This is a genomic window from Tardiphaga sp. 841_E9_N1_2 (assembly GCF_051811065.1).
Lineage (GTDB): Bacteria > Pseudomonadota > Alphaproteobacteria > Rhizobiales > Xanthobacteraceae > Tardiphaga > Tardiphaga robiniae.
In genome coordinates this window covers 1,209,991-1,227,323 of the sequence record NZ_JBPWQC010000001.1, presented here as the reverse complement: position 1 = coordinate 1,227,323, position 17,333 = coordinate 1,209,991, and the positions used below count along the sequence as shown (strand labels likewise).

The following is a 17,333-nucleotide window of genomic DNA, read 5'->3' as shown; positions in this document are numbered from 1 at the left end:
TGTTCCGGCAGGATTATCCAGATTGCGAGTTCCACGTGATACGTCTTTTCACGCAGTTTAGAGTATATCTAAATTCTTTGATTGCGGTTCATCATCACACAACTATAGATGTTGATGGATCGATCTGCTCGACGACCCTGGAATGTCGCAATGCACAAGCGATATCAGCCGCTCAATATCCCCATCGAGATCGTTCGCACTGTGGTGGCGATCGCGGAAACCGGAAGCCTGACCAAGGCCGCCGAACGACTGGGCCTGAGCCAGCCCGCTGTCAGTTCCCAGATCAAGCGCATTCAGACCATGGTGGGAGGCAACCTCTTCACCAAAACGGTCAACGGCACGACGGCTACCCAGCTCGGCAAGCTGGTGCTGCATCAGGCCAGACGGATTCTGGAAGCCAACGACCAGATGTTACGGATTGGCGGCGTGGCCAATCTTCCGCAGCCTATCCGGTTTGGATTGAGCACACTGTTCGTGCAGGATTTCTTCAGCCATCAGACCTCCCAAAGCCTGGCCGATCTGGTCATTCACACTGACAACTCGGTGGGCATCACCAAAGGCCTGATCGACGGCTATATCGACATTGCCTACATCCTCGAAAATCCGGAGATGAGCAGCGAAATCTCGCACCTGATCGTCAACGAGGCAGACGAGGAATTCGTCTGGGTGCGCGCGAAGGACTTCGTCCTCAGTCCGGGCGCACCGATCCCGATTCTGACCTGGCCGGGCGACGATCTGATGATCCGGACGCTGACGCGCCACGGCCTGTCCTACAAGATCGTATTCAACAGTCCCGATTATCACGCCAAGCTGGCAGCTGTTGAAAGCGGCATCGGCTTCACCGCGATTCCGAAGCGGATGATCCCGCCTGCACTTGTCTGGGCGCAGGAATATTATCTGCCACACCTGCCGCCCGTCAAAGCGTTGCTGTGCGCGCGTTCGAACCTGGAAACAATGCAGAGCACGGAATTGCTCAACGCGATCTCGTCACGCTTTTTCAAATCGCCGGCCATGTTGAACCTGTAGCTCAGCCATGATCGTGAGCCCGGCCGTAATCCCTATCGGCAGTCAGCGTGGCACGAGATAGTGTTCGTCCCATTCGCTACGCGGCACCTCGGTGCCAAGCTGATAGGCAAAGGATTTGACGTCGAGCCCGTCAGGAGTGGTCTCGCAGACGTAGGACAGCTTGTACCACTTGCCCCCGCTGCGGATGGCACCGCCCGGCGCTTTGATCTGGTTGCCTCGAATGACCGGATCGGCAAACGCGTAGGCCACGAACTCGTCCGGCTTGTATCCCTTGTGCTCGCGGCCCACGGAGCCCATCGCACGCGCATCGCAACGCTGCTCCAGACGGGTTTCCGGCGACAGTTTGAGCATCTGATCGGTCCGGGACGACGCTGCATGTAGGGGAGACTGCGCAGCGATGCAGGCAAGAGCCAAGATCGCGAATGCCATTTTTCTCATCGACTTAGGCCAATTACCTTATGTGAATTAGGAGGATTCTTCGGCGCGAACCTATCATGTTCGCACGTGCAAAAAACCCCGCTCGTGTTACCGGCGGGGTTTCAAATTCGGGATCGTCAGCCGATCCGTTTGAATGTCAGCAACTGGTGAAATTCCGAGGGCGAGAACCGGCGGCCACCGAGACCGGAGATACTGACCCGCCACCCCGCATCGTTGAGCGTCCGGGCCTGAGCGACGGCGACGTCCCGAATGATCCGGTGCGTCACCATGCTCTGATCATTGCGCGTCGCGTGGATGGTGAAGATATCGCCCCGCCGTGAAGCCGCAGGGATATCGGCTGCTTCAAGATCACTGTCAGAGAACACGGTCGCCAACGCCAGCCTCCATCATCAGTCAAAGCCCGATGTGATTGTGCAGCGCACGTGGTTAACTAATTATTACAACAGCGCACACTCCGTCAGGATTTGAAGACGCCCGTGATCTTGTTCCAGAGCGATGAGCCGTCGTCGTTATCGTGTTTCGACCGGTCAGGCTGCGTCACACTCACAGGATCCGAAGCCGGGAAACTGTCCTTCAGGCCGGTCTTGAGTTCCTCAGACGTTTTGCGATCAGCACGCGCTGCCTCCTTCACGCCAACAGCGTATTTGTCGTGGGGTGCGGGATCGAATTTCTCGGCCATGATCGTCTCCTTCATCTGAAGAAGGAAAAACGTCCCCGTGGCCAAGAGGTTCCTCTCTGCGGCGATTAGTCGAGACCGCGCTCGCGGCTGAGGCCAACCATCTCCTGAATGAACAGCGCCTTCTGCTTGTCATCCAGCGTAGCGAATAGCGGCTCCGCGGCATCGGCAACGGCGCGCTGATCGACGGCCCGGTCGTTGAGGAACTGAGCCTCGTTGCGCATCTGCTCGATGATGTCATCCGGCGGATCGCGCTTGGCGCGGGCAATACGCAGTTTCAGACGCTCCGCGCCGTTATTACCGAGCGTATGCATGGCGTTGCTAAAACCGGCCCAGTTCTTTTCCTGCTCCGGCGTCAGGTTGAGCGACATCTTGATACGGCTAGTGTTGGCGTCACTATTCGCGACGATCTGCTCGGCGGTGAGTTCCGGCTCCGCCGTGGGTTGAGCGCCCTTCTTGCCCTTCTTGGCGGCCTTGGTTTGTTTGGCGCTCGACTGCCCGCCCACGGGACCGCGAACATTGTTCGAGGGCACGCCCAGCACGCCGCCGACAACGCCCACGACGCCGCCGATCGCACCACCCAAAACACCGCCAATCGGCCCGGCCGCACGATTGCCGTCTCTTGCACCCTGCTGCACGCCCTGCACCAGCCCCTGCGCATGGACCGCTGCGGAATTTCCGAGCAGCAGAACGGCGGCGACGCACAGCACATGGCGCAGTGGTCGATGCGTGCGCTTGGGCAAATTCATTCTGGTCATCATCGTCTCCTCACCGCAATTTCGCGGCGCAGCAAATCACTTGTGATCACCAGCAACCATAGTGGCTTCAACACGGCCAAGTCCACACGCCACGTCTCCGCCAATGGTAGACCTCATCGAGCCAAGCCTGTTAGATAACGCCCGCGCGGCCATTGGCACGTGCGCAACAACGTAGAATGCTTCAAGGGGTGGAAATGGCGACCAACAAGAAGAAACTTCTGATCACCGAGTCGATGTCGACCCAGGGAATGGACCTGTTCAATGCACGCGATGACATCGAAGTGGTCAAGTTCAGCAATCTGATTTCCGCTGCCGACTACATCAAGCTGATTGAGCAACACGCACCGGTGCACGGCACCGCGCTCGGCGCCACGCGGTTCGGCGAGTCCGAACTCGAAGCCTGCAAGGACATGAAGGTGGTGGCGCGCATCGGCGTCGGCTACGACGCCGTCGATGTGCCGGCGCTGTCCAAGCGCAAGGTGCCGCTGATGATCGCTGGCACCGCCAACTCGCCCTCGGTTGCGGAACAGGCGCTGTTCATGATGCTGACGCTCGCCAAGCGCGCAGTCGAACTGCACGCCATGGTCAAGGAAGGCAAATGGGCGTCGCGTTTCGGAGCGCTGCCATTCGACCTGTTCGGCAAGACCGTGCTGGTGGTCGGCTTCGGCCGCATCGGCACCCGCACCGCCAAGCGCTGCCAGGCGATGGAAATGAACGTGCTGGTCTATGACCCCTATGTCTCGGCCGATACAATCAAGGCTGCCGGCTGCGAGCCTGTCAGCGATCTCGACGCGGCTTTGCCCCGCGCCGACTTTGTCAGCCTGCATTGCCCGAAGACTCCGGAGACGACCGGCCTGTTCAACGCTGCGCGGATCGCCCGCATGAAGCCGTCGGCCTATCTCATCAACACCGCGCGTGGCGGCATCATCGTCGAAGCCGCGCTGCATGACGCGCTGGTCTCGGGCAAGCTCGCCGGCGCTGGCCTCGACGTGTTCGAGGCGGAACCGCCGCCGCTCGGTCACGCGCTGTTCGAACTGCCGAATGTGATCATCGCGCCGCATGTCGCCGGCGTGACCCGCGAGGCACTCGACCGCATGGGCGCGCAGACCGCGCGCAACATGCTGAGCGTGCTCGACGGCGAGCCGATCAAGCAAAATGCCGTCAACGCGGACGTGTTCGGCTGAACCGGCGATAGCTAGCGCGGATGATTGATCCGCGCTAGCACTGCCGCAGTCCTCACCAGAGTACCCCGCGATGGCATTCAAGGAATATGGCGATCACGATGCGCTCGGCCTTGCCGGGCTGGTGCGCAGCAAGCAGGTCAGCCCGCGCGAACTGCTCGATGAGGCGGTGGCGCGCACCGAGCGCGTCAATCCCCGGATCAACGCTGTCGTTGTGCGCCATGAAGACTATGCACAGCGCCAGATCGACGAGGGGTTGCCCGACGGGCCGTTCATCGGCGTGCCATTCCTGCTGAAAGATCTCGAACTCCTCGACGGCACGCGCACGACCTTCGGGGCGAGTGTCTACAAGGACTTCGTCGCCGATCACACCGGCACCCTCGCCCAGCGCTTCCTCAAGGCTGGCCTGACGATATTCGGCAAGAGTGCGAGCCCCGAATTCGGGCTGATGCCGACGACGGAATGCCGGCTGCATGGACCGACGCGCAATCCCTGGAATACCAATCATGCATCGGGCGGCTCATCCGGGGGCGCAGCCGCTGCCGTGGCTGCACGGATCCTGCCGGTCGCCCATGCCAGCGATGGCGGCGGTTCGATCCGTATTCCAGCCTCGGCCTGCGGCGTGTTCGGTCTGAAGCCGACCCGCGCTCGCAATCCGACGGGTCCTGACAAGGCCGAAGGCTGGGGCGGCTTTTCCTGCGGCCACGTCGTCAGCATCAGCGTACGCGACAGCGCCGCGATGCTCGATGCTGTTCACGGGCCTGAACCGACCAGCCCCTATATGGCGCCCGCACCGGAACGTCCCTTCCTCGATGAAATCAGTCGTGGTCCCGGCAGGCTGCGCATCTTCTTCACCGACAAGTCGCCCTATGGCGATGCGATCGATCCCGAAGTCGCCGCTGCCGTCCGCGATGTCGCCAGGTTGCTCGAAGCACAGGGGCATCATGTCGAAGAACGCGCGCCGGTGTTGCCGCTGGATCCTGCGCAAGTGATTGCGGCGATCGTGTCGGCCAATACAGCGGTGACCGTGCAGTTCGCGGAGAAGAAGTTCGGCCGCCCGATGACCTCGGATGATTTCGAGAAACTCACACTCGGCAGTGCGCACAATGCCCGCAAGGCAAGCGCAGTCGATTACGTGACAGCACTGCAGAGCGCATTCCAGATCTCCCGCAGCGTCACCGAATTCTTTGTGGGCTGCGATATCTTCCTGTCCCCGACGCTGTGCACGCCGCCGATCAGGATCGGTGAGATCGATACGATGTCGGACGATCTCAGCCATGTCGCGCCTTTGCTGCGCCGCTACATGCCAGGCACCAGCATGGCCAATATGACCGGCCAGCCGTCCATGTCGGTGCCCCTGGCCTGGAGCAGCAAAGGCCTGCCGATCGGTATGATGTTCACGGCGCATTTCGGCGACGAGGCCATGTTGTTCCGTCTGGCCGGGCAACTCGAGCAGATCCGGCCCTGGAAAGACAGGCGTCCGCCGATCTCTGCCTAAAAACAGCCACAGCGATTACCAAAATGAAACCACAGCCGATTAGATTATCGGCGGTATGTGGACGTTGCGTAATTGCGGGGAGGCGCATTTCAATGACCCAGAACGATCCGACCGATCACGCCCTCGCGGCCATTGCGAGCATTCTCGACCGCAAGGAAGCGGAATCGCAGGTGGCCGAACACAGCGACACCGAGCCCGCTTCGATTACCGTCGTCACTGAAACCGTGGTCACCGAGACTGTATCCGTCATGGTCGCCGCCGAGCCCGAAGCGCCGCTCGTCGAACACGAGTCACCCTCCACGGCTCCCGAGGCCCTCGAGGTCGATGGCTACTCCCGTCTCGGTCCGGGTCCGCTCGATGCCATCCGCTTTCGCTGGACCGCACGCCGCGACGACGACGGCCAGTATTTCGTCGATGAAACTATCGGCAGTTCGCGGCCGATTTCGTCAGGCCCGATGCCGCGTGACGAAATCATCGATTTCATCGACGGGCGCGAGCGCGCCGCCCGCGATCGTTTCGAGACGCTGAAGAGCCAGATGACCGTGGGCAGCAGCGCCTCGCGTTACAGCGACTACTGACGAAAGCCAGGCTTCAAGACGCCGCCGCCGTCCAGCGGCGGCGTTTGGGCCTGTCAGGCTGCCTGAAACGGCATATATCCGGCGCATGATTGAACCACTTCTTCAGTCGGCGCCACACACCAAAGCAATTGCAATTCCCCCTGAGTGACGCGGATCACAGTGTTCCGGCGCATCCGCGGCTCGGTTCAGGGGCGGGATTTCAACCGCTTTGGAGGACACATGAAGCCGCTCTTCGCCCTCGCCGCTATCCTGCTGGCCAGCACCGCCGCTCAGGCCGGCGACAGCTACTCGTTCGACATCGGCGGTCGCACCATTACCATCGAAGCGCCAAGCGACTGCAATTCGACGGACTGCATCTCGGTTTCCATTCCCGGCGTCTACGAATATGGCACCAAGCGCAGCAAGCGCGAGCGTGACCGCGAGACGCGCGAGCAGGCCCCCAACAATCCGCGATCCGAACAGACGGCCAAGCCTGTGGAGACGCAGAAGCCCGTCGTCGCCCCAAAGGAGGCGGCAACTCCGGCGACACCTGTCACGCCATCCGTCGCGGTGGCCCCGCAGCCTGCCCCGGCTCCCGCGCCTGCCGAGAAATCTGCACCCTCTACGGTCATCGCCAACGCAACGCCCACCGATCCAGTCGACAAGCAGGGTGCGCCCGCACCGGTTACGCCTGCCGCCGCGGCAACGCCGCTCGGCATCTGGATGACCGAGAAGAAGGAGGGCAAGGTTCGCATCGAACAATGCGGCGCCAATCTGTGCGGCTATTCGATGAATGCCAAGACCGAGGCCAATGGGGAGAAGGTGCTGATCAACATGAAGCCCGGCAACAACAAATGGGCGGGAAAGATCTTCGATCCGAACAGCGGCAGCACCTACGAATCGACCATCGCTCTGAAGGGCAGTGACACGCTGCGCGTCCAGGGCTGTGCCTTCGGTGGCATGTTCTGCGGCGGCCAGACCTGGACGCGGGTGAATTGATCCCAGCAGACGCGCTCATCGATTGAAAGGTCCAACATCCCCTGTAAGCTGATCGTAACGCGGTGCGCCCCTGAACGGTGCGCTTCGCGATACAAACGGGGGAGACGTCATGATCCGGATCACCGCCGCCTGGCTTGCGGCCTGCCTGCTGCTTGCCGCGCCCTTGCATGCACAGACGCCAGTTGCTGCGCCCTCACCGTCCCGCCTCGACGATATCATCGCCCGGGGGACGCTGCGTGTTGGATTGACCGGCGATTACATGCCGTTCAGCGCGTTCGATCCTGTCACGACATCGTTCAAGGGATTCGACGTGGAGATGGCGGAGGCGCTCGGAAAGGCACTCGGCGTCAAGGTCGACTATGTGAAGACCAGCTGGCCAAAACTGTCAGCAGACTTTGCGGCAGACCAGTTCGATGTGGTGATGGGCGGCGTGTCGATCACCCTCGACCGGCAGAAGAAGGCCGTGTTCTCGATACCCATCATGCGCGAGGGCAAGACGCCGATAGCGCGCTGCGCCGATGCAGGGAAATTCGGCACGCTCGCGGAGATCGATCGGCCAGGTATCAAGGTGATCGTGAATCCGGGCGGCACCAATGAGCGCTTTGCACGGGCGCATATCAAATCGGCCGAGATCACCGTCTTCAACGACAATACCCGCATCTTCGACGAGATCGCACAGGGCCGTGCCGACCTGATGATGACCGATGCGTCAGAGACCCGCTATCAGCAGAAGCTGCATCGCGGCGTGCTCTGCGCTGTGCACCCGGACACGCCGTTCGATTTTGCCGAGAAGGCCTATTGGCTCCAGCGCGATGTGGCGTTGAAGGCCTTCGTCGATCAGTGGCTGCACATCATGCAGGAAGACGGCAGCTTCCGTGCGACCGTCAACCGCTGGTTCGAGTGACCGGTGGCAATCGGTGCGCCGGACACTAAGCCGGCGCACGCGATGTGACGGCACTATCCATTACGGAACGCGTAGCCATATCCATTCAGCGCCGGCGCGCCGCCGAGATGTGCATAGAGCACCTTGGATCCTTCAGGGAAGTAACCCTTCTGCACGAGATCGATCATCCCCTGCATCGATTTCCCTTCATAGACAGGGTCCGTGATCATGCCCTCGAGGCGCGCGCAGAGACGGATGGCGTCCTTGGTCTCTTCCGATGGCACGCCATAGACAGGATAGGCGTAGTCCTCGATCAGCACCACATCATCCGCGACGAGGTCTTTGCCTAATTTGACCAGCTTGGCGGTGTTCTGCGCGATCTCAAGTACCTGCGCCTTGGTCTGGGCCGGCGTGAAAGAGGCGTCGATGCCGATCACCCTGCGCTGGCGGTCGTCCTTCGCGAAGCCCACCAGCATGCCGGCATGGGTCGAGCCGGTCACAGTGCAGACGACAATGTAGTCGAACGCGAAGCCGAGTTCCTTCTCCTGCGCCCGGACTTCTTCGGCAAAGCCGACATAGCCGAGCCCACCGAATTTGTGCACGGAGGCACCGGCCGGAATGGCGTAGGGTTTGCCGCCCTTTGCCTTCACATCCTCGATCGCCTCTTCCCAGCTATGGCGGATGCCAATGTCAAAGCCTTCGTCGACGAGCTGCACATCCGCGCCCATGATCCGGCTGAGCATGATATTGCCGACACGGTCGTAGACGGCGTCCTCATGCGGCACCCAGCTCTCCTGCACCAGCCGGCACTTCATGCCGATCTTGGCCGCAACGGCCGCGACCATGCGTGTATGATTGGACTGTACGCCGCCGATCGATACCAGCGTATCGGCGTTCGACGCGATGGCATCGGGGATGATGTATTCGAGCTTGCGCAGCTTGTTGCCGCCATAGGCCAGCCCGGAATTGCAGTCCTCGCGCTTGGCGTAGAGTTCGACCTTACCGCCGAGATGGGCCGAGAGCTTCTCCAGCTTCTCGATATAGGTGGGTCCAAAGGTGAGCGGATAGCGTTCGAAGCCTTCGAGCATGTGACACCTGTTGTCGTGAAAACTGGCGGTACAGCTAGCATTTTCGGCGCGGAAGGTGCTTTCAAAGATATGGCTGTGCTCTGCAATATATCGTACCATATCCATCTAAACTGGAAGTAAGATGCATTAAATTCCAAAAATTCGGAAGATTCTTTCATGGCAGAAAATCTGGATAAAATCGGACTTCGCATGCTGCATTTGCTGCAGAAAGACGGGCGTTTGAGCAATGCTGATCTGGCGGCCAAGGTGAATGTCAGTCCCGCCACCTGTCATCGCCGCACGCAGCAGCTGTTTGACGAGGGCTATATCCGGAATACGCGCGCCATCATTGCGCCCGAGAAGGTCAACCGCGGCGCGCTGGTCATGGTCGGTGTCGTGCTCGATCGCTCGACGCCGGAAAGCTTTGCAGTATTTGAAAAGGCGGTGGCCAAACTGAGATTCGTTCTCGATTGCCACCTGGTCGCCGGCGACTTCGACTATTTCCTAAAAATCCGCGTCGGCGACATGGCCGATTTCAATCGTATCCACGGCACGCAGCTCATCGCGCTGCCCGGCGTCCGTCAGACCCGAACCTTTTTCGTTATGAAAGAGGTGGTGGACAATGCGCCGCTAGACTTTTGAACCCAGCGTCGTCCTCGTACCCGGCAATGCCTGGCCGTCCTAGCCGACCGGCTTCGCATATTGTTCGTCGCTGACCTTTTCCATCCAATCCGCGGTCTTGCCGTCGAGCGCTTCCTGCATGGCGATATGGGTCATGCCAGTGGTCGGCGCCGCGCCGTGCCAGTGTTTCTCGCCCGGTGGAATCCAGACGGTGTCGCCCGGCTTGATCTCGACGACTGGCTGGCCTTCGGTCTGAAAGCGCCCGACGCCGTCGATGACATAGAGCGTCTGCCCGAACGGATGCGTGTGCCAGGCGGTGCGTGCGCCGGGCTCAAAGCTGACGCGGAAGGTCACCAGCCGCGCCGGCGCTTCGGCGACAATGACCGGATCCTGCCAGACCGTGCCTGTGAAGTATTCCTCTGGCGCCCTTTTGGTCGGGCGCGAACCTGCGGGGAAAAGCTTCATGGCACGGTCTCCAATCTCTGGCCCTCATGGTGAGGAGGCGCGCGGCGCCGTCTCGAACCATGAGGGATGAACACTCCCTCGCCCTTCGAGACGCGGCCAAGCGGCCGTTCCTCAGGATGAGGGTATCGAGTTGGTTGATTACTTCTTCGACGCGGCGTAGCGCGCCTTGGTCTCGGCATTCATCGGATACAGGCCGGGTAGCGTGGCGCCGTTATTCACCTCGTTGACGATCCAGGCTTCCATGCGCTCCTGCTCGGCGCCTTCGGCGAGGATGAGATCGAGGAAGGCCTTCGGGATCACGACAGCGCCGTCCTGGTCGGCGACGATGACGTCGTCCGGGAAGATGGCAACGCCGCCGCAGCCGATCGGTTCACCCCAGCCGACAAAGGTCAGGCCGGCAACTGACGGCGGAGCGGCATAGCCGTCGCACCAGACCGGCAGATTGGTGCCGAGCACGCCTTCGATGTCACGCACCACGCCGTCGGTGATCAGCGCAGCGACGCCGCGCTTCTGCATGCGGGCGCAGAGGATGTCGCCGAAGATGCCGGCGTCGGTGATGCCCATGGCGTCGACCACGGCGATGCAGCCTTCCGGCATGGCTTCGATGGCGGTGCGGGTCGAGATCGGCGACGACCACGATTCCGGGGTCGCAAGATCCTCGCGCGCCGGCACAAAACGCAGCGTAAAGGCCGGACCGACGAGACGGGGCTGACCGGGGCGCAGCGGCTTGGCGCCGCGCAGCCAGACATTGCGCAGGCCCTTCTTCAGGAGAACGGTGGTGATGGTCGCGGTGGTGACCTTCGACAGGGTGGCAATGGCTTCGGGTGTCAGGGACATACGCAGGGCTCTTCAGGTCAGAGGGTGCAGGACGTTGGACTTACGGCGGCGCATCTTGCGGTGGAATGCCAGCGCGTCAAGGGCTGCCGTCTCAAAGCGCCATGCAATGTGATGAAACCTCTGCGATCAGTACGGCTTATCGCCAACATGCGTATTAATTTATTGAAGATACACGGCTATTTTTAGATTGCGAATTCCACTCGCTGGTAAAACGCGCTATGCATGGTCGTCCAATACTGACGTTGTGAGGCCATGGTCGCAGCTCTCTCCCCGCCCCGCATCCTCCCCAGTGGCGATGCTGCCATCACCGTCGAATTCAGCCGCACCATCGACGAGGAAGCCAACCGCCGGGTGCTGGCGCTCGACAAACTCGTCGCGTCGGCCGGCCTTGCTGCCGTCACCGAAACCGTGCCGACCTATCGCTCCCTGCTGGTGCATTACGATCCCTTGCAGATTGGCTTCGATGCGCTGGGCGAGAAACTGACCGAATTGGCGCTGCAGCCGCTGCCCGAAGCCAAGGCGGCACGACGTTGGCGCATCCCGGTCGCCTATGGCGGCGAAAACGGCATCGATCTCGAAGACGTCGCGAAGGCGCTCAACATCACGCCGGACGAGGTGGTCGCACGCCATGTGGGCGGCGACTACAAGGTGGCGATGATCGGCTTCACGCCGGGCTGGTCCTATCTCAGCGGGCTGCCGAGTTCGATGCAGATGTCGCGCCGGCAGAATCCCCGACTGCTGACGCCGCCAGGCACGATTTCCATCGGCGGCATCCAGACCGGCGTGCAATGTCTTGCCGGCCCCAGCGGCTGGCATCTGCTCGGACGGACCGCCGTGCGCACCTATCAGCTCGGCCGCGATCCCATCTTCCTGCTTGAACCCGGCGACGCCATCACCTTCGCCGCCGTCGACGAGAAGACATTTGCCGAGCAGGACCGCGCGGCCGAGGCCGGCGCATTCGTCGCGGAGCTGATCGCGTCATGAGCAAGCTCATCGTTACTTCCGTGAGCCCCGGCTCCTCAGTGCAGGATGTCGGCCGGTTCGGCGCACAGCGCTATGGCCTGGTGCCATCGGGCGCCGTCGATCGACTGGCGATGGCCGCCGCCAATGCCCTGCTCGGCAACACGCTGTTCGCCGCCACCATTGAACTCGGCCCGCTCAATTCAGTCTTCACCGCCAAAGGCGGCGCCGTGCGTGTGTCGCTGACCGGCGCGACACGGCCGGCCGATATCGCGGGCACCCCCTTCAACGTCAATGCATCCGTCACGCTGGCTGATGGCGAGAGCCTCAATCTCGGCGTCGCCCGCGCCGGCACCTTCGGCTATCTCGCCATCGAAGGCGGCGTACGCGGCGAGCCGATGTTCGGCAGTCTCGCCGTGAATGCCCGCGCCGGTCTCGGCAGTCCCTATCCGCGCCCGCTGCAAGCCGGTGACGAATTGCTGGTGGCGGCTGCGAGCAGCGCCAACGAGAAGCGCATCGATTTGCCTGCGCCGGCCGAAGGTCCGATCCGCGTGGTGCTTGGACCGCAAGATGACGAATTCGGTGACGCCAAGGACCTGTTCCTCAGCAGCGAGTGGAAGATCTCCGCGACCAGCGATCGCATGGGCTATCGCCTTGAAGGCCCCGTCATCAAACATCTGCACGGGCACAACATCGTTTCCGACGGCACAGTCAATGGCAGCATCCAGGTCCCCGGCAACGGCCAGCCCATCGTGCTGATGCCCGACCGAGGCACGTCAGGCGGCTATCCGAAAATCGCGACCGTGATCTCGACGGATCTCGGCCGGTTCGGCCAGACCCAGCCGGGCCGCGCTTTCCGCTTTAAAGCCATCACCATGGCCGAGGCGCAGGCGGAATACCGCGCCTTCGCCGAACTGCTGCAGAGCCTGCCCGGCCGTGTCCATGATTCCAACATCCTGATGTTGGACATCAAGGCGCTGCTGTCGTCCAATGTCGCTGGTGTCGCCGTCAGTGCAACCGATGACAACACGTGGCAGGCACCGCAGACGGCAGACGCGCAAGACTGATTCCGAATCCTACTCACGAAAGAGCACGACCATGGCGACCATCGATCTGAACTGCGACCTCGGCGAAAGCTTCGGCATGTGGGAGATGGGCAACGACGCCGCGATGATCGACCTCGCGTCCTCCGTGAACATCGCCTGCGGCTATCATGCCGGCGATGCCGATGTGATGCGCAAGACGGTGCAGCTCGCCAAGGCGCGCAACGTCAAGATCGGCGCGCATCCCGGCTATCGCGACCTACACGGTTTCGGCCGCCGGCCTATCGTCGGTCTCACCGCACTCGAGATCGAGAACCTGATCGCGTACCAGATTGGCGCCTTGCAGGCGATCGCCGCTATGGAAGGCTACAAGGTCACCCATGTGAAAGCTCACGGCGCGATCTCCAACGTCGCCTGCGAGGACGACATGACCGCCCGCGCCATCGCCGCCGGCATCAAGGCGGTCGACCGTAACCTGACCTTTGTGGTGCAGGCGAATTCCAAGCTCGTGACCGCGGGCGAAGCCGCCGGACTCCCTCTGGCACATGAAGTGTTCGCCGACCGCGCCTATGAGGACAACGGCAATCTCGTCTCGCGCAAGAAGCCCGGTGCGGTGCTGCATGATCCGGTGATGGTTGCTGATCGTGTGGTGAAGATGGCACAGACCGGCGAGGTCATCTCGATCACTGGCAAGGTGATCAAGATGAAGATGGACACGGTGTGCATTCACGGCGACACGCCTGGTGCGGTGGAGCTGGGACGGCACGTGCGAGATGGGCTGAAGGCGGCGGGGATCGATGTGGCGCCGTTCAAGACGGCGCTTTAGAACTCCATCGTCATTCCGGGGCGCGTGCGACTTCGCACGCGAACCCGGAATCTCGAGATGAGACCGCCTCTCGGCCGCACGCTACGTCGAGCCGATGAACATATCGGGATTCCGGGTTCGCCCGCGCAAGGTGCGCGGCCGCCCCGGAATGACGAGATTGGGGCTACCGATCGTTCAACATCCCCTCATGTGGCAGTCCCTCGATCGGGCATTCCTCGACACCGACCGTCGGCCGCGTGAAGGCCTCGACATTCTCCCGCGCCTTGTCGGGATTGTTGACCCAGTTCGCGTAGAAATCGAACGGACACGCCGCGACGCCCTTGTTGCTTTCGCCGGAATTGATCGTGCCGGTGTAGCCGCGATGCAAGAGCTTGAAGAGATGGTTCTCCGATTGCCCGGTACGGCGCGCGTCGCGGATCAGTGACTTCGACAGCGCCGCATATTGAATGCCGTAATCTTCCTCGCCGCATTCGCCGAGCGTGCGGCCATCGAAACCGATGATCGCCGAATGGCCGAAATACGAATAGACGCCGTCGAAGCCTGAGGCATTGGCAACGGCAACATAGGTATTGTTGGCCCAGGCCATCGCCTTAGCCATCAGCACCTGCTGGTCCTTGGCGGGATACATGTAGCCCTGGCAACGCACGATCAGTTCGGCGCCCTTCATGGCGCAGTCGCGCCAGATCTCGGGATAGTTGCCGTCGTCGCAGATGATCAGCGAAATCTTCAAGCCCTTCGGCCCCTCGGAGACATAAGTGCAATTGCCGGGATACCAGCCTTCGATGGGCACCCATGGCATGATCTTGCGATATTTCTGAACGATCTCGCCCTGATCGTTCATCAGGATCAGCGTGTTGTACGGCGCCTTGTGCGGATGCTGCTCATGGCGTTCGCCGGTCAGCGAGAACACGCCCCAGACCTTGGCCTTGCGGCAGGCCTCCGCGAAAATCTCGGTTTCCTCGCCGGGTACGATCGAGGCGGTCTCGTACATTTCCTTGGAGTCGTACATGATGCCCTGGGTCGAATATTCCGGGAACACCACCAGATCCATGCCGGGCAGACCGGTCTTCATGCCGACGATCATGTCGGCGATCTTCTGCGCATTGGCCAGCACCTCGGCCTTCGTGTGAAGCCGCGGCATCTTGTAATTCACGACGGCGACGCCGACCGCGTCCTTGCTGGATGAAATATCGCCGTGATGCATCTGCGCTGGTCTCCGTTGCCGGGCGATGGTGGGCCGACGGAGGGAGACCGGGAATACGTGGATTTACGGATGTGCGGGTTGTGGCTCTGGCGACAGCGAGACGTCCTCGATGCAAACACCGTCATGGCCGGGCTTGTCCCGGCCATCCACGCCTTTACTGCTTGCGGCACAGACGTGGATGCCCGGGACAAGCCCGGGCATGACAAAGTTTAAGTAGCAATTGCCGGGTCTGGAGAGTCTACAGGCCCGCACCCTTCCCGATCGCATCGTTGAACGATCGATCCACGATCGCATTGGCATCGAGCTTCTGTTTGATCAGTCCGCTGCGCAAATAGAGATCGATGGTCTTCTGCTCATCCGCGGCGACGCCATCGTCGATCGGTGCGATGCGGATTTTTGCGCGTGTCAGCCAGTTCAGCGGCACCGACGGCGCCACGTTCATCAGCTTGCCCCAGGTCTGCGCATAGGCGTCCGCGTTCTTCAGCGCCCAGGCGCGGGCCGCGGTGAGGCGGCGGAGATAGTCCTCGAGCTCGGCATGCTTGTCGCGGATAGCATTCGGCGTCGCCACGACAAAGCTCAGCCCCGATGTCAGGCCCTCGGCATTGAGCAGGACGCGCGACTGGAACAGCACCTCTTCCTGACTCACATAAGGCTCCCAGGTCGACCACGCATCGACTGAGCCTCGGGTATAAGCGACCTTGGCGTCCGATGGAGCGAGGAACACGATCTGCACATCGCTCGCCGTCCAGCCCTTTTGTTCCAGCGCGGCGAGAATGAGCTGATGCCCGATCGAGCCGCGGCCGGTGGCGATCTTCTTGCCCTTCAAATCGTCGAAGCTCTTGATCGTCGAGTCCTTCGGCACCAGCACGGCGAGGCCGTCGCCGGTCTGCCGGATCGCACCGATTGCCTTGACCGGCACATTGGCCGCTGCGCCAAAGGTGAAGGGCGCATCGCCGACCAGCCCGCTATCGAGTGCGCCGGCACCGAGCGCTTCCAGCAGCGGCGCTGCCGCGGCGAACTCCTTCCACTCGATCTTGTAAGGCACGTCCTTCAGCACGCCGGATGCTTCCATCACGGCGCGCGCATTGCCCTTCTGGTCGCCAACGATCAGCGTGGTCTCGGCGTGGGCGGAAGTGGCAAACGCCGCGAGGATCAGACCGGCGGCGAGAACAAGCCGTTTCATGCTGCGACAACTCCCTTGGCGGCGTCACGCGCCGCAATCAGCTCACGGGTGCGCGGGATCAGTTCGCGGCCGTAATCGATGGCGTCGATCAGGGGATCGAAGCCGCGGATCAGGAAATGGCTGACGCCGAGATCGTAATAGTCGGCGAACACTTCGGCGACCTGCTCGGGCGTGCCGACCAGCGCGGTGGTGTTGCTGTTGGCGCCGGTGAGCGCCGCCATCTCGGTCCACAGCCGCTTGTCAATGCGGGTGCCCTGCTCGGCCAGAGCCAGCAGGCGCTTGGCGCCGGCAGTGGCATGGCCATCGGCCGGCTTGCGATAGCCGGTCTTGTCCTGCAGCGCGGTGGCGCGGGCGAGAATGTCGTCGGCCTTGGCCCAGGCTTTCTCCTCGGTGTCGGCGATGATCGGACGCACCGACAGGCTGAAACGCGGCGCCGGACGACCATACTTGGCAGCAGCGGCCCGCACGCGGCCGGTGACGTCGCGCACCTGCGCATAGGATTCACCCCACAGCGCGAACGTATCGGCATGTTTGCCCGACACGTCGATGGCCGCATCTGACGCGCCGCCGACGAAGACATGGATCGGCACGGTCGGCTTCACCTGTGAAAAGCCGCCCTCGACCTGATAATACTTGCCGGCATAGTCGAATGGTTTCTCGCTCGTCCATTCCTGCTTGATGATGTCGAGCCACTCGCCGGTGCGTGCATAACGCTCGTCTTTGTCGTCAAGCGTATTGCCGTCCTGCCGCAGCTCCTTGGCATTGCCGCCGGTGATGACATGCAGCGAGACGCGGCCATGGTGGAAATTCTCGATGGTGGCGAGCTGGCGCGCCAGCACCGTCGGCGCGGTGAAACCCGGACGCTGCGCGATCATCATCTTCAGCTTCTCGGTGACGCCGAGCGCATGCTGGGCGACCTGCAGGCCGTCCGGCGTGGTCGAATGGAAGGCGAGTAGCGCGCGGTCGAAGCCGGCGAGCTCATGCGCCTTCGCGACGGTCTCGATATAGGCGGGATCGAGGATCGGACCGGAGCGGACGCGGGTTTCGGATGCGTCATTATTGGTGATGAAGCCGATAAATTCGACGGACATGGGTCTCTCCACTTCCTGCT

The 17,333-nt window shown here is 61.9% G+C and carries 20 protein-coding genes; 10 read left to right on the top strand and 10 right to left on the bottom strand.

Going from position 1 to position 17,333, the window contains the following annotated elements; genetic code table 11:
- Positions 1 to 150 precede the first annotated feature (150 nt).
- On the top strand, positions 151 to 1,026 hold the full coding sequence (locus AB8A50_RS05760; RefSeq protein WP_439077122.1) for a LysR family transcriptional regulator: 876 nt from the start codon (positions 151 to 153) through the stop codon (positions 1,024 to 1,026).
- Positions 1,027 to 1,068: 42 nt separating this feature from the next.
- Here the strand turns inward: AB8A50_RS05760 and AB8A50_RS05755 are convergent, their stop codons facing one another.
- The 4 genes from AB8A50_RS05755 to AB8A50_RS05740 form a co-directional block, all read right to left on the bottom strand.
- Entirely contained in the window at positions 1,069 to 1,377 is a 309-nt protein-coding gene (locus AB8A50_RS05755; RefSeq protein ID WP_093759105.1) for a DUF930 domain-containing protein, read from the bottom strand.
- A gap of 203 nt (positions 1,378 to 1,580) precedes the next feature.
- Entirely contained in the window at positions 1,581 to 1,838 is a 258-nt protein-coding gene (locus AB8A50_RS05750; RefSeq protein ID WP_439077121.1) for a hypothetical protein, read from the bottom strand.
- Between the two features lie 83 nt (positions 1,839 to 1,921).
- Positions 1,922 to 2,143 carry a hypothetical protein gene (locus AB8A50_RS05745; RefSeq protein ID WP_089264703.1) on the bottom strand — a complete coding sequence of 74 codons (222 nt, stop codon included), beginning with the start codon at positions 2,141 to 2,143 and terminating at the stop codon, positions 1,922 to 1,924.
- A 65-nt stretch (positions 2,144 to 2,208) separates the two neighbouring features.
- Positions 2,209 to 2,889, bottom strand: coding sequence for a Spy/CpxP family protein refolding chaperone (locus AB8A50_RS05740; protein ID WP_439079923.1), 681 nt, complete (start codon positions 2,887 to 2,889; stop codon positions 2,209 to 2,211).
- A 203-nt stretch (positions 2,890 to 3,092) separates the two neighbouring features.
- On the opposite strand from AB8A50_RS05740, the gene AB8A50_RS05735 reads away from it, so the two are divergent.
- From AB8A50_RS05735 to AB8A50_RS05715, 5 genes are all read left to right on the top strand, one after another.
- Positions 3,093 to 4,082 carry a hydroxyacid dehydrogenase gene (locus tag AB8A50_RS05735; RefSeq protein ID WP_089264355.1) on the top strand — a complete coding sequence of 330 codons (990 nt, stop codon included), beginning with the start codon at positions 3,093 to 3,095 and terminating at the stop codon, positions 4,080 to 4,082.
- Between the two features lie 70 nt (positions 4,083 to 4,152).
- A complete protein-coding gene (locus AB8A50_RS05730; protein WP_439077120.1) occupies positions 4,153 to 5,577 on the top strand; it encodes an amidase in 1,425 nt (474 codons plus the stop codon).
- Between the two features lie 92 nt (positions 5,578 to 5,669).
- Positions 5,670 to 6,155, top strand: a complete 486-nt coding sequence (locus AB8A50_RS05725) for a hypothetical protein (RefSeq protein WP_089264357.1) — start codon at positions 5,670 to 5,672, stop codon at positions 6,153 to 6,155.
- 219 nt (positions 6,156 to 6,374) lie between these two features.
- Positions 6,375 to 7,133 carry a DUF2147 domain-containing protein gene (locus AB8A50_RS05720; protein ID WP_439077119.1) on the top strand — a complete coding sequence of 253 codons (759 nt, stop codon included), beginning with the start codon at positions 6,375 to 6,377 and terminating at the stop codon, positions 7,131 to 7,133.
- A 109-nt stretch (positions 7,134 to 7,242) separates the two neighbouring features.
- A complete protein-coding gene (locus tag AB8A50_RS05715; protein ID WP_439077118.1) occupies positions 7,243 to 8,037 on the top strand; it encodes a transporter substrate-binding domain-containing protein in 795 nt (264 codons plus the stop codon).
- Positions 8,038 to 8,090: 53 nt separating this feature from the next.
- Here AB8A50_RS05715 and AB8A50_RS05710 read toward each other — a convergent pair whose 3' ends face one another.
- Positions 8,091 to 9,104, bottom strand: coding sequence for a 1-aminocyclopropane-1-carboxylate deaminase (locus AB8A50_RS05710; RefSeq protein WP_439071704.1), 1,014 nt, complete (start codon positions 9,102 to 9,104; stop codon positions 8,091 to 8,093).
- 156 nt (positions 9,105 to 9,260) lie between these two features.
- On the opposite strand from AB8A50_RS05710, the gene AB8A50_RS05705 reads away from it, so the two are divergent.
- Entirely contained in the window at positions 9,261 to 9,725 is a 465-nt protein-coding gene (locus tag AB8A50_RS05705) for an Lrp/AsnC family transcriptional regulator (protein ID WP_439071703.1), read from the top strand.
- Positions 9,726 to 9,764: 39 nt separating this feature from the next.
- Here AB8A50_RS05705 and AB8A50_RS05700 read toward each other — a convergent pair whose 3' ends face one another.
- Both AB8A50_RS05700 and AB8A50_RS05695 read right to left on the bottom strand, forming a co-directional pair.
- Positions 9,765 to 10,169, bottom strand: a complete 405-nt coding sequence (locus AB8A50_RS05700) for a (R)-mandelonitrile lyase (protein WP_439071702.1) — start codon at positions 10,167 to 10,169, stop codon at positions 9,765 to 9,767.
- Positions 10,170 to 10,307: 138 nt separating this feature from the next.
- Positions 10,308 to 11,006 (bottom strand): ribonuclease activity regulator RraA, encoded by a 699-nt coding sequence (locus AB8A50_RS05695; RefSeq protein ID WP_089264363.1) that lies wholly within the window; start codon positions 11,004 to 11,006, stop codon positions 10,308 to 10,310.
- A 252-nt stretch (positions 11,007 to 11,258) separates the two neighbouring features.
- On the opposite strand from AB8A50_RS05695, the gene pxpB reads away from it, so the two are divergent.
- From pxpB to AB8A50_RS05680, 3 genes are read left to right on the top strand one after another with little or no spacing between them, the layout of a single operon-like run.
- Positions 11,259 to 11,990, top strand: a complete 732-nt coding sequence (gene pxpB, locus AB8A50_RS05690; RefSeq protein ID WP_068731715.1) for a 5-oxoprolinase subunit PxpB — start codon at positions 11,259 to 11,261, stop codon at positions 11,988 to 11,990.
- Positions 11,987 to 13,033: a biotin-dependent carboxyltransferase family protein gene (locus AB8A50_RS05685; RefSeq protein WP_439071701.1), complete on the top strand. Its 1,047-nt coding sequence runs from the start codon at positions 11,987 to 11,989 to the stop codon at positions 13,031 to 13,033. The genes pxpB and AB8A50_RS05685 overlap by 4 nt, the downstream gene beginning before the upstream one ends.
- A gap of 31 nt (positions 13,034 to 13,064) precedes the next feature.
- Positions 13,065 to 13,835 (top strand): LamB/YcsF family protein, encoded by a 771-nt coding sequence (locus AB8A50_RS05680; protein ID WP_439077117.1) that lies wholly within the window; start codon positions 13,065 to 13,067, stop codon positions 13,833 to 13,835.
- 163 nt (positions 13,836 to 13,998) lie between these two features.
- Here AB8A50_RS05680 and AB8A50_RS05675 read toward each other — a convergent pair whose 3' ends face one another.
- From AB8A50_RS05675 to AB8A50_RS05665, 3 genes are all read right to left on the bottom strand, one after another.
- The gene (locus AB8A50_RS05675) at positions 13,999 to 15,039 is read right to left on the bottom strand and encodes an aliphatic amidase (RefSeq protein ID WP_439071700.1); all 1,041 of its coding nucleotides are present in this window, start codon (positions 15,037 to 15,039) and stop codon (positions 13,999 to 14,001) included.
- A gap of 238 nt (positions 15,040 to 15,277) precedes the next feature.
- The gene (locus AB8A50_RS05670; RefSeq protein ID WP_439071699.1) at positions 15,278 to 16,222 is read right to left on the bottom strand and encodes an ABC transporter substrate-binding protein; all 945 of its coding nucleotides are present in this window, start codon (positions 16,220 to 16,222) and stop codon (positions 15,278 to 15,280) included.
- The gene (locus AB8A50_RS05665; RefSeq protein ID WP_439071698.1) at positions 16,219 to 17,313 is read right to left on the bottom strand and encodes an LLM class flavin-dependent oxidoreductase; all 1,095 of its coding nucleotides are present in this window, start codon (positions 17,311 to 17,313) and stop codon (positions 16,219 to 16,221) included. The genes AB8A50_RS05670 and AB8A50_RS05665 overlap by 4 nt, the downstream gene beginning before the upstream one ends.
- Positions 17,314 to 17,333: the final 20 nt, after the last annotated feature.

Coding starts and splice junctions, on each gene's coding strand:
- AB8A50_RS05760 (WP_439077122.1), top strand. CDS start 151: ATGCACAAGCGATATCAGCCGCTCAATATCCCCATCGAGATCGTTCGC.
- AB8A50_RS05700 (WP_439071702.1), bottom strand. CDS start 10,169: ATGAAGCTTTTCCCCGCAGGTTCGCGCCCGACCAAAAGGGCGCCAGAG.
- AB8A50_RS05715 (WP_439077118.1), top strand. CDS start 7,243: ATGATCCGGATCACCGCCGCCTGGCTTGCGGCCTGCCTGCTGCTTGCC.
- AB8A50_RS05740 (WP_439079923.1), bottom strand. CDS start 2,889: ATGAATTTGCCCAAGCGCACGCATCGACCACTGCGCCATGTGCTGTGC.
- AB8A50_RS05705 (WP_439071703.1), top strand. CDS start 9,261: ATGGCAGAAAATCTGGATAAAATCGGACTTCGCATGCTGCATTTGCTG.
- AB8A50_RS05735 (WP_089264355.1), top strand. CDS start 3,093: ATGGCGACCAACAAGAAGAAACTTCTGATCACCGAGTCGATGTCGACC.
- AB8A50_RS05720 (WP_439077119.1), top strand. CDS start 6,375: ATGAAGCCGCTCTTCGCCCTCGCCGCTATCCTGCTGGCCAGCACCGCC.
- AB8A50_RS05730 (WP_439077120.1), top strand. CDS start 4,153: ATGGCATTCAAGGAATATGGCGATCACGATGCGCTCGGCCTTGCCGGG.
- AB8A50_RS05685 (WP_439071701.1), top strand. CDS start 11,987: ATGAGCAAGCTCATCGTTACTTCCGTGAGCCCCGGCTCCTCAGTGCAG.
- AB8A50_RS05695 (WP_089264363.1), bottom strand. CDS start 11,006: ATGTCCCTGACACCCGAAGCCATTGCCACCCTGTCGAAGGTCACCACC.
- AB8A50_RS05725 (WP_089264357.1), top strand. CDS start 5,670: ATGACCCAGAACGATCCGACCGATCACGCCCTCGCGGCCATTGCGAGC.
- AB8A50_RS05745 (WP_089264703.1), bottom strand. CDS start 2,143: ATGGCCGAGAAATTCGATCCCGCACCCCACGACAAATACGCTGTTGGC.
- AB8A50_RS05680 (WP_439077117.1), top strand. CDS start 13,065: ATGGCGACCATCGATCTGAACTGCGACCTCGGCGAAAGCTTCGGCATG.
- AB8A50_RS05675 (WP_439071700.1), bottom strand. CDS start 15,039: ATGCATCACGGCGATATTTCATCCAGCAAGGACGCGGTCGGCGTCGCC.
- pxpB (WP_068731715.1), top strand. CDS start 11,259: ATGGTCGCAGCTCTCTCCCCGCCCCGCATCCTCCCCAGTGGCGATGCT.
- AB8A50_RS05670 (WP_439071699.1), bottom strand. CDS start 16,222: ATGAAACGGCTTGTTCTCGCCGCCGGTCTGATCCTCGCGGCGTTTGCC.
- AB8A50_RS05710 (WP_439071704.1), bottom strand. CDS start 9,104: ATGCTCGAAGGCTTCGAACGCTATCCGCTCACCTTTGGACCCACCTAT.
- AB8A50_RS05755 (WP_093759105.1), bottom strand. CDS start 1,377: ATGCTCAAACTGTCGCCGGAAACCCGTCTGGAGCAGCGTTGCGATGCG.
- AB8A50_RS05665 (WP_439071698.1), bottom strand. CDS start 17,313: ATGTCCGTCGAATTTATCGGCTTCATCACCAATAATGACGCATCCGAA.